This is a genomic window from Acinetobacter sp., assembly GCF_050285345.1.
Classification (GTDB): domain Bacteria; phylum Pseudomonadota; class Gammaproteobacteria; order Pseudomonadales; family Moraxellaceae; genus Acinetobacter.
The window spans coordinates 1-12194 of sequence record NZ_JBLZXR010000113.1; the positions used below are offsets into that span (position 1 = coordinate 1).

Sequence of the window (12194 nt, forward strand, 5' to 3'; positions counted from 1 at the left end):
GCCCGATAAAAAATGGCGAAAACAAGAAGAACCTCAATTGAGGCTCTTCTTATGAAAATTGTGGGACAGCAGTGGCTAAGTGCCTCTTTCTTTGTCTCTACCTCTTTCAGTGACATTTACCCAAATCTAAGCAGGATTTGTTAAAATGCCGCGTTGATATATTTGCTGAACTTTAAATCCATGACTGATCTCCCTCAAGATGATGAATATGAGCGTCGCTTTGCCGGCGTGGCTAAAATTTATGGTGAAGACAGTTTTAGTCATTATGAAAAAAGTCATGTCATGGTGATTGGCATTGGCGGTGTCGGTTCGTGGGCGGTTGAAGCCTTGGCGCGTACAGGCATTGGTGAGCTGACGTTGGTGGATATGGATGTGGTCGCGGCATCGAATATTAACCGTCAGTTACCTGCGATGAGTTCAACTTTGGGCAGCGAAAAAATTGAAGTTATGGCGGAGCGTTGTCGTTCGATTAATCCACGGATTAAAATTAATTTGGTCGATGATTATTTAAGTCCTGAAAATGTCAAAGACATGCTGGCGAATGTGCCTGACTTAATTTTAGATTGCATTGATGATGTCAAAGCTAAATTTGCTTTAATGTTGCATTGTCGATTTAATAAAATTCCATTGATTGTGTCGGGCGGGGCAGGTGGAAAATTAGATCCGCTAAAAATCCGTGTCGCGGATTTATCTAAAACTGAACAAGATCCGATGTTGGCCAAACTGCGTACTCAATTGCGCAGCAAAGGTATTTGTAAAAAGCCGAAGGAAAAATTTGGCATTACCTGTATCTATTCAATTGATAATCCATTTTCCAGTGCTGATGTTTGCCCAAGTGCAGGGCTACGCTGTGGCGGTTATGGTTCGGCCGTGGTGGTGACGTCAAGCTTTGCAATGGTCGCGGTGGCTGAGGTGTTGAAAAAATTAGACGCAAAACGACTAAAAACATGATCACTATCGCATTTTGATAAAAATTAAAGCACCGAAAGAGGTGCTTTTTTTGTAGATGTAATTAAAATCAGACACAATGACGGAATAATTAAAAATATTGAAATTTGGGGCGGGTATGTGGTTTTTACTGATACTGATTTTGGGGATATTTGCACTTGCATTTTGGATGTGGAAACGACCGGATCCTGTCCATCGCGATCAAGCCAAAGCGGTGAGTCATGATCTATGGTTGGATCAATTGGACGCACAGCTCAAATATGCAGAGCGTTTAATGACGGAAACGCCAGCCGACTATGCGCGGGCTTATGAGCTGTATCAAAATATAGCGAAACAGCATGAAATTCCAGAGGCGTATATGGCAATGGGATACATGCATCTTAAAGGCCATGGGCGTGATATTAGTTGTGATAATGCGCTACGTTTATTTGAAAAAGCCTTCGCCTTGGGCGGTGATGAAGCTGCATATGTGTTGGGACAGATGGCAGAAGGTCTGTATAGCGGAACAGAAAAAAATATCGAAAAAGCCCAATATTGGTATCGGCATGCAGTGGTACGTGGCAACCTCGATGCACAATATCGACTGGCGGAATTAGATCCACAAGATCAGACTCACGTCGAGCAACAACAGCTAGATTTACTACAAAAAAATGCTGAGCAAGGTCATGCGAATTCACAATATCAATTGGCCCAGCAGTATTTAAATTTAGCCGAGCCGAATATCAGTTTAGGTCTGGAATATTTATTTAAAGCAGCGCAACAAGATCATTTAGCCGCGAACCAACAGCTTCAGCAAATTTATGTAAAAGGCCAGTATTTCCCACTAAATCAGCAGAAGTCATTGCAGTATTTGAAGCGCTGTTTGTTATTGGGAGATCAGCAGCATTTATATGACTACTATCAAGCTGTGTTGATGGGACAGATGGATATCGATCAACGCCAACGGGTCTATCACGATCTATTGCAGCAAGCACGGGAACATAAAATTGCTGCTGCTAATCGTGTGTTGGGGCTAGCACATTTTCATGGATGGCATTTGGAAAAACAGGAAACCTTAGGTTTTCGTTTTTTAACCGAAGCCGCCAATGAGCAAGATGTGGAGGCAATTGGCCTAATTGCGGCACTGTATTTTGAAAAATATTTGGTCAGCGATGATCCCCAAAAAGCCTTTGAATTATTTGATACCGCACATCGACTGCAAGCACAGTTTTTGAATCAAGTCGGTTTGGCGATGTGCTATCTCCATGGTATGGGGGTTGCTCAAAATATTGCAAAAGCACAACAACTCTTGGCCCAAGCGGCTTTGGAAGCATGGGATATGCAGATCACGTGTGTCGCGGATCAAAACTATGTGATGGGCCGGATGTATGCCTTACCAGAATATCCATTGCCTCATCGTGATAAATGTTTGAGTTATTTAAATAAAGCTATAGAGCAAGGGTCGAAAGATGCCGCGTGGTATTTATACCGTGTGTATTCAGAGCATATTATTTTAGAAATTTCGCCAGATCCAGACTTCGCACTGCAAGCTTTGCTTAAGGCTGTGAAATTGGGGCATCGCAATGCACTGACTCAACTGGCTTTAGCCAACTTAGAAGGAAAATTACTGCGTCAAGATTTGCCTCAGGCGTTTACTTATTTCTCCAAAGCAGCACAAATGGGTGATGCTGTGGCGATGTACCAGTTAGGACGGCTTTTTGAACAAGGACTGGGTGTCGAAAAAGACATGGTTCAAGCATTGAAGGCTTATCAACATGCTGCACAACTCATGAATGCGGATGCCTTAAGCCGTTTAGGTTATTTGTATATTCATGGCATCGGGGTAGAGCGCGATCTTAAAATTGCAGAACAACATTTGCAAAAAGCGGCTTTACAAGGACATCTTGAGGCGTTAGCACAATTGGAAAATATTCACGCTTTTTTAAATGTAACTTAATAGTATTGGGTTTGAGTTGAGTTGGATTAAACGAAAGAGACGTATCGAGGCGGATGCGTCTCTTTTTTCATCAATAAGGGGCTTTTCGCTTACATAAAGCCAAACAAAGTCAGGCGCCGAAGCCTAGGAATGTATGAGCTTTTTTGATTAAATACCGCCGTATTTTATAAAAAATCGATTTTTGATAATAAACATGCTGAACAATATTTATTCTGCACTTGAGAAATTGGGCATTAGTCCACAAAAACGTGCCTTGCATATTCAATTTTCCAATACCACGCTGAATGAACAAGTATTCTTGCAACGTATTGATGGGGAACATGCCTTAAGTGAAGGTTTGAATGTTCAGCTCATCTGTCTCTCAACTTCTGCCACGCTCGAACTAAAACAATTTATTGGCGCACAAGTCGCGATTGATCAGGTCACGGATTCGGGGCAATTGTTCCGTTTGAGCGGAATCATTACTGAAGCATTTCAGGGGCAAAGTGACGGCGCACTGACGCTATATCGACTAACCTTACAAGATGCCACCGCCTTATGGCATAAACGCCGCAATAGTCGCGTGTTTATGAATAAATCGGTCAAAGATGTGGTGCAAACCCTTTTTGCAGAGTGGCAAAAAAAGAGCGCCTTGTTTGCTGCAAGTTTGAGCCTTGATCTGAGTGGGCTGCAAAAAGACTATGATACACGCCCATTCATCATGCAAAGCAATGAAACGGACTATGATTTCATCACTCGTTTACTGCGCAGTGAAGGGATTCATTGGTTAATTGATGAAGCGCAGCATTTTGTCTCTTCCTCTTCAGCGCCACTCCAAGCCCAAAAGCTGCGTTTAATTGATGAAAATAGTCAATATCAGGCTCTAGATCGTCGCAATATTCGTTTTCATCGCAGCAGTGCCACAGAAAAGCAAGACAGCATGACCAGTTTTATTGGGCAACGCAGCTTGCAACCGACTTCTGTTCATGTACAGCGTTGGCAGGCAGATATTCTTGAACAAGACGAAGGTGGTGGTGCAGTACAGAGTAAGCATACACATAGCCAAAATCAGGACAATGCCAGCTTAAGTTTGGAGCAGGCTTGGCATGTCAGCCCTGCGTGGATGCAAGACCTGAATGGTGATGATGGTGCGACTGCGGCCAGTAGCAGCCAAGTAGAACGCTTCAATCAAAATTTAAGTGATTATTACGCGGCCCAAGCCAAACAGTTTATTGCCAAATCTACGGTACGTGACACCCATGTCGGCTATTGGTTTAAATTAGATGAACATCCTGAAATTGATCAGCATAACGGTGCAGATCAAGAATTTCTTATTCTATCTAAATCATTTTATAACCAAAATAATTTACCTAAAGATTTAACTGATCAAGTGACCCAGCTGATTCATCAGAGTCAGTGGCAGGTTAAACAAAATGATGCCGATGAACGTCAAGCCAATACACTGGCTTTACAGCGCCGTAATATTGCAACCGTTCCTGAATTTAACCCTTTAGAACATCGACCTGCGACACATCCACAACGTGCCAAAGTTGTGGGGCCTGCAGGTGAAGAAATTCATGTCGATGAATGGGGGAGGATTAAAGTCCGTTTTCTGTTTACCCGTTCTGATGATCATGGTCATGATGGCGGGGCGGGTGCCAATAACAACGATACCGACTCGGCTTGGGTTGATGTGCTGACTCCTTGGGCCGGCGAAGGTTATGGCGCACGCTTTTTACCAAGAATTGGTGAGATCGTTGTAGTCGATTTCTTCGATGGTAATATTGACCGTCCATTTGTGGTGGGTCGTATTCATGAAGCGCAGCGTAGTCCCACTAAATTTGACAATAAAGGACAGTTACCAGATACCAAAAAACTCGCCGGGATTCGTTCTAAAGAAGTGGCAGGTGAGGGTTTTGGTCAATTACGCTTTGATGACACCACAGGACAAATTAGTACGCAGTTGCAAAGTAGCCACGGTGCATCACAACTGAATTTAGGGCATTTAAGTCATCCTAAAGAAAAGGCAGAGAGTGAAAGTCGGGGTGAAGGTTTTGAATTACGTACCGATCAATGGGGTGCAGTACGGGCTGGACAAGGCTTATTGGTTTCGACCTATAAACAAGATGGAGCCGAAGGTGAGCATTTAGATGCGGAACTTGCAAAAGCTCAGCTTGAGAATAGTCATAGTAATAGTAAGTCTTTAAGTGATATTGCAAAGCAACAAAAAACCGATGAAATTGAATCAGTTGAGCAGCTCAAAGCTTTTGCCAGTGAAATTGAAAAAGATATTGCGAAATTTAAAAAAGCCATTCTTTTACTCAATTCGGTTGATGGTATTGCGCTGAGTACACCAGAAGATATTCATCTTTCAGCAACTGGTATGATTAATCAGATTGCTGGCGATAGTATTAACCTGAGTACCCAAAAAAATATTGTCGGACAGGCACTAGGTAAAGTCAGTTTATTTGCAGCACAAGGCGGTATTAAAGCCATTGCAGCACAAAGTAAAATTGAAATTCAAGCACAGTCAGATGCACTGGATATCTTGGCGAAGCAAGGTATTACCATTTCTTCGACTGAAGATAAAATTGAAATCAGTAGTCCCAAAGAAATCGTGATTACGGGTGCATCTTCCCAAATTACCTTAAATGGCTCAGGCATTCTTTCCAAAACAGGCGGAAAGTTTGAAGTGAATGCGGGGCAACATTTATTTAAACCTGCGGCGAGTGCAAGTCAATCAGCTCAGCTCCCAGCTTCAAATCCTTTAAAAGGGGCGCTAGAACTGCTTAAAAGTTATGGTGGACAAGACTTCTTTAGTGGGACTGGATTTAAAGTCATAGATGCATTGGGTAAGCAAGTTTCAGGAAAACTCGATAGTAATGGATTTGCGCAAGTTACAGGTATCGCCCCGGGGCCTGCCAAAGTAGAGTTTGAAACGGATCCACGCAGTGCATGGGATCAATCCAGTCATTTTAACCGTGATTATAACTGGGCTGAGAAAGTTATTCCGGGTGCCTCAGACTTTATGCAAAATACTTTAGGTGCATTGGGGCAAAATTTAACCTCACAGTTAAAAGATAATCTTTTTAATTTAAATGCAGATTCCTTAAAAAATATTGGGAAAAATGCATTAAAAGATATAGGTGGACAAGCTTTAAATCAGTTTAAAGATCAAGCCACAAATTCTGCACTTTCTGCAATTTCATCCAAATTAAATTTGGGACTTTCAGCTTCACAAATGGCAAGTTTGAGGCAAGGTGCTCAAGGCTTATCGAGTGGACTTGGCGGTTTTGGGCAAAGCAATGGAATTGTTTCTAATTCAACGGCTGCAGCAGTTCAAAATTCAAGACCCACCATTGATGCAGATATTGTAGGACGGAAAAAAACCTATTCAACTCGGGCATTAACTTATACCGAAACGATTCGAGAAAGTTCATCCCCTGCTACAACTGTAGCTATTGCTCCAGTCAGTGTACCTCGTCCAGCTGAAATTAAGGCGCCAGAGCAAGTGGAGTCTGCTCCAGTCATTGTGAGTGATGATTGGGTGGATAGGAAACAATATTCCAGCCCTTACCTTTCTTATAGTGAAACCACACAACCGAAAAAGAACAACGGTTAGTATTTGCTAAAAGATTGAACGAAAGACAGTTTTAAATAATTTAGAATTTGAGTAATAGGTTTTTACATGACGACTGAACAAAATGTTCAACAAGAACAACAATCGACAAATAAGCCAGCGGTAGAACTGGCAATTTTCAATTTAGAGAGTGTGACTCATACGGAAGATCATAAGTTTATAGCGCATCAAATTCAGGATTATTTAAAGGCCTGTGGAAATACCAGCCTTGAGCAGTTAAAAGCCAATGCAAATGTGCCTACGGTGGCCAATATTTTTGCACTTTCAGGTGCAGTGTTGGACTTACTATTATTTGCAACCGATCCAGAACAAGGTGATGCCGCAGTGCAAAAAGCAGCATTGTTAAGCATGAACCTGATTGGCTTATATTTAGAGCCAAAAGCTGAAGCGCATGTGCGTATGGCATTGCGTCCATTATTGGGATTGATGGCTGAAAAGCTCTATCCAGAAAATGGCAAAATTCAAGAAGCTGATATTCGCCGTATGACCTTGCATTTAAATGCACAAATGGCAGGGGATTTAGAAAAATTTCTGACTGAAACTCAAACTAAACTTCCTACCTTGCTTTCAGGTGCGACGAATTTAGGGATGTCTATTCTAAATACATTTGCCGCTCCTATTAATTCAGGGCTTGTTTCACCCACTATTAGTTTTGGCGCAACTGCAGAAAAACGTGATCCGACTGAGCAATTCAGTAATTGGACCAAACCGCTGATTGACTTAACCAAAGCCAATGCACTTGCCAATATGCTACCTAAAATTAGAAAAGCACAGACCGGTACATTATTACAAACCGAAGCAACTCAGGCATTGAGCTTACTTCCTAATGAAATTCAACGTCAAGCTAATGCAGGTCTAAAATACAGTTTGGCATGGCTGATTCAGGAAACTTTAAAAGCCATTAAAACCCAAGGCAACAAAGCCAATGCCAGTGTACCGATTAATCAAACTGGGGAGCATGAGCAGCATACGACGGGGGATACTTTAGAGTTTTTAGCTTTACAGGCTGATGCATTGTCTATCCCAATTTGTAATGATCAAGAAGTAGCAACGAGCAATAGTATAAGTTACGCTATTGGTGCAGAGCGCATCAGTCATAGTGATTTTACCTTACCTAAAGTGGGATTAGTTTTTCGTCGTTTATACAACTCACAAATGAGTGATTTAGATGGGAGTAATATAGGAGCACGTTGGATGATACCATTCTCTAATATGATAATGAGAAAAGATGAAGGGTATTATTATATTGAGGAGGGTAGAGTTATTAAGTTATTTGAAGACTACCCTAAGGAAACTGTTGAAGTACCATTTGAAGGAATAATATTAACCCCATTAAATGAAAATACAATTAGGATGAATTTTGGTACATCACAAGTTTTTGATTTTATAAGTTTTGATAAAGGGAATACTTTTAATTTAGCTTCACGAGTAAATGTAAGTACAGGAGACTCGTTTGAAGTTAATTATTATTTAATTGATAAAAAGGCTTTATTAACATCGGTTAATTTTAAAACAAAAAAATCTTATAATACGTTAAAATTTGCTTATAATGATCAAGGTCGAGTTGTTGCCATTTTTGTCAATGATTTAGCAACACCTTTAGCACAATATAAATATGATCAACAAGGTAACTTGATTGAGGCGATTGATGAAAATGGTCACGTTCGTCAATACCAATACAATGCCCACCATCAACTTACACGTTATACTGACCGTACAGGACGTGGACAAAATATCAGTTATGATTCAAATTTGCCAACAGCTAAAGCCGTTGAAGAATGGGCAGACGATGGTAGTTTTAAAAACGCATTAAAATGGCACCCACGTTTACGTCAAGTAGCAGTTTACAATGCCTATAATATTCCAACATACTACTATTTTGACTTAGATGGTTTTACTTATCGCATCCGTTTAGCGGATGGTCGAGAGAAATGGTATTCACGTGACAAAAATAAAAAAATTACTAGGCAAATAGATTATTTCGGGATTGAGTCTGAAAAAATATATAATGATAAAAATGATTTGGTAAAGTTTATTCAACCTAATGGTGGTGTGATCAAATTTTCTTATGATGAAAAGAGCAATTTAACCGAAATAAAAGATCCCGAAGGTAATATTTGGAAGCGTGAATACAATAGTGACGGATTAATGACAAAAGAAATTAATCCATTAGATCAAAAAACGGAATATAAATATGATGCTGAAGGACAATTGATTGAAGTGATCAATGCTAAAGGCGGTATTAAAAAAATTCAATACGATGACCTTGGGAAAATAATTGCATATACTGACTGCTCAGGTAAGCAAAGTGTTTGGGAATATAATCAAGAAGGGGTTCTAAAGCAAAAAATAAGTGCTGATCAGACAGGGGTACAGTATCAGTACAGTACTCATGGCATTGATAAAGGTCAACTCAAAACGATTATTTTTCCAGACGGTCAGGAAGAACATTTTGAGCATGATCAGGAAGGACGTTTACTGAAACATATCGATATGGCTGGGAAAGTCACAACCTATCAATACAATACTGTTGGTTTATTGCAAAAACGAACTGATACGAATCAAAATTGTGTATCTTATTATTGGGATAAGATTGGCAATATAACAAAAGTAATTAATCAAAAAGCAGAGGATTATACTTTTGAATATGATATGTATAATAGATTATCAGTAGAAAAAGGTTTTGATGGTTTTGAGAAGAAATATATTTATGATTATAGGGGATTTATATCCTCTATAGATTTAAAAGATCTTTTGGTGAATATTCATTATAATAATGAAGGGAAAATATCGTCTAAAGAGTTTATAAATAAAATTACAAATGAAAAAGCATATGAAAATTTCGAATACAATTTACTCTATAATTATTTGAGTGTAGAAAATGAACATAGTAAAATTGATTACTTTTATGATCGTTTAGGAAGAGTTAAGAGAGAACATCAACACTATAAATTGCCTAATCTAACACCAATGACCGCAGTACTACGTTATGAGTATGATGAATTAGGAAATCTGATTAATACCATTCGTCCAGATGGGCAAGAAGTATCACACTTAACATATGGCTCTGGTCATGTTTATGGTGTCGCTTTAAATAAGAAAGATATGGTCGGTTTTAAACGTGATGATTTACACCGCGAGACGGAGCGTTTTCTTGCTAATGGTTTGATTCAAAAGACTGAATACAATGAAGTGGGCTTACTTATCACACAAAACATTCAGCCTGAAGAAGGAACAATAGATCGATTGATGCATCAAGTACAGCGTCAATATCACTACGACAAAAATTATCTATTAACTGAAGTGCAAGACAATCGTCTAGGGCAGTTGAAATACCAATATGATGCCATTGGACGTTTAATTAGTAGTCAAAGTGAAAGAAATACAGAAAAATTTAGGTTTGATCCTGCAGGTAATTTAATTAATCCAATTGAATCACAAACTACAGAAGTCAAAAATAACCTTGTAAAAAGCTACCAAGGAAAGCAATACAAATATGATGTCCAAGGAAATGTAGTTGAAACTCAAATTGTAGGAGAACATCTGAAACTCAAATGGGATAATTTTAAACGCCTGATTCAAAGTGATTATAACGGTCAAATTACCGAATATGGCTATGATATATTTGGACGACGTTTATACAAAGCTAATAAAACTAATAATAGCTTCACATTATTTGGTTGGGATGGTGATTTAATGGTTTGGGAATCTAGACAAGATCGAGATACCCAAAACAGTTATACTAAACATTACGTTTATGAACCGAATAGCTTTGTGCCACTTCTACAAGCAGGTTATTTTGGATTTATAAAACTGATAGATACACCAAATTATGAACGATTTAAGACAGAACCTTATTCAATTCAAAAAGACCCTGTTTGGCGGACAGATTCACGTAAAAACAGAACCAAATTCGAACGCATAACTTTTTATCACTGTGACCAAGTGGGGACACCACAGGCATTAAGTAATGAGTTGGGAGAGCGTGTTTGGGAAATTGTTTTAAATACATGGGGCAAAACGCAAGAGATTAAAGCACAACATCTAAATAATCCTTTGGAGCAGAGTCATATCCGCTTCCAAGGTCAATATTATGATGAAGAAACAGGATTACACTATAACCGTTACAGATATTATGATCCGTTTAGTGCACGTTATATAAGTAAGGATCCGATTGGATTAATTGGAGATATTAATGAATATAAATATGTAAATAATCCAAATCAGGTGGTTGATGTATTAGGTTTAGCCCCTTGGGCTGCAAAAGCTCCAACTAAAACTAGGTGTAGATATGTTGAATGTAATTTTCCAAATCCAGATTACCTAGTCTGTTCAGGTGGGGCATTAGGTGCATCAGCTACTCTTGCGGTTAACTTAAATAACGGTAATTTATACAGAGGTGGAGGAGCAAGTGTTGCCTATATCAGAGATTTAACAAAAGAAATGACAAGTGTAAATCCTAAAATGAAATTTGGAGGGGGGGTGTCATGTATCTTCTATGCAATACAAAAATTACCTAAAACAGCAGATCGAGCTGATGCTACGGATGATTTAATGAAGGGGATGAGTGTTACTGCAAATGCAAATTTAGGAATAATAGCATTTGGTGTCGATAAACCGATACAGTTAGATATAACAGAAAAAGGCCCGAGGTTAGCTAAAGAACAATATACAGCCGTAGGAATAGGAGGAACAATAGGTGGTGGCCTTGATATATCTGCAGGTGGATTACAACCTGCTGGGAATATTAAAGATTATCTATTTAAAATACCTACTCGTGAAGTAACGTTACCTGAGGGTTATAATGGTCCAGTTGATTATAATATAAACCATGAATTAAGTAAGATGGGTAATCTGTTTTGGTGAATTAATTAAGGATAAATTTAATGAGATTTTTCGTTTTGTTTTTTATTTTTATGGTTGGTTGTTCAAATACAGATGTAAATGATTCATCAAAAAAAAACATGAAATTAAATTATATTTTTGATATCAAAAATATAATTTTTTCTGATTATAAACTAATTCATGATGGAGATGTTGTTGCAGCATACTCTACATCTTCCTTTTATTATATTTCTGAAAAAGAATTTAATGAAAAAGATTATTCTCTTATTAAACAAAAACTAATTAAAAATGATTGGAAATTTATGCGAGAAGTTAATGGAAAGGATATTTACTGTAGTAAAGATGATGAAAAGACTATCGTAATAGCAAAACCTTTAACAGATCTAGAGGATTTAAGTAGTGGTGCTTTAGTTGTGAGAACAATGAATCAGTGGAATATTGGTTTCTATTATAGTGTAGGTGTTGCAAAATATTGTAAATTATAAAATAATTTTTATGAGCGTTATTGCACAAATAGTTAAAAATTAGATTAACCCCAATTATCATTAAATTTAAGTAATTACTTGGGGCGGGGCAACTTAATTCCGTAAATTTAATACAGGATATAGCTGATTACTTAACTCTTCAGTACACCAAAGACCTTAAAGAATGGAATTTTACAGATATTTTTACGTGCTGATATTTTTAGAATTTAGCTATAGCTCTTATTTATAGGGGTTGAGCATCTATAGCCAAATCCTAAAAACTATAGAACAATAGAGATATGGGGTATTCAAAAGATTTTAAAGATAAAGTCATAGAAATTATGATTCGAGATGAAATGTCTGTGCGAAAAGCAGCACAGCA

At 38.4% G+C, this 12194-nt stretch carries 5 protein-coding genes; all 5 read left to right on the forward strand.

Annotated elements, in window-relative coordinates:
• Window positions 1–180: 180 nt before the first annotated feature.
• The 5 genes from ACN6OV_RS09525 (at window position 181) to ACN6OV_RS09545 (ending at window position 11833) form a co-directional block, all read left to right on the forward strand.
• Window positions 181–951 (forward strand): tRNA threonylcarbamoyladenosine dehydratase, encoded by a 771-nt coding sequence (locus ACN6OV_RS09525; protein WP_427952367.1) that lies wholly within the window; start codon window positions 181–183, stop codon window positions 949–951.
• Between the two features lie 115 nt (window positions 952–1066).
• A complete protein-coding gene (locus ACN6OV_RS09530) occupies window positions 1067–2884 on the forward strand; it encodes a tetratricopeptide repeat protein (protein WP_427952369.1) in 1818 nt (605 codons plus the stop codon).
• Window positions 2885–3077: 193 nt separating this feature from the next.
• Window positions 3078–6485: a type VI secretion system Vgr family protein gene (locus ACN6OV_RS09535; protein WP_427952371.1), complete on the forward strand. Its 3408-nt coding sequence runs from the start codon at window positions 3078–3080 to the stop codon at window positions 6483–6485.
• A gap of 66 nt (window positions 6486–6551) precedes the next feature.
• Window positions 6552–11369 carry an RHS repeat-associated core domain-containing protein gene (locus ACN6OV_RS09540; RefSeq protein ID WP_427952373.1) on the forward strand — a complete coding sequence of 1606 codons (4818 nt, stop codon included), beginning with the start codon at window positions 6552–6554 and terminating at the stop codon, window positions 11367–11369.
• A gap of 20 nt (window positions 11370–11389) precedes the next feature.
• On the forward strand, window positions 11390–11833 hold the full coding sequence (locus tag ACN6OV_RS09545) for a hypothetical protein (protein ID WP_427952375.1): 444 nt from the start codon (window positions 11390–11392) through the stop codon (window positions 11831–11833).
• Window positions 11834–12194 lie beyond the last annotated feature (361 nt).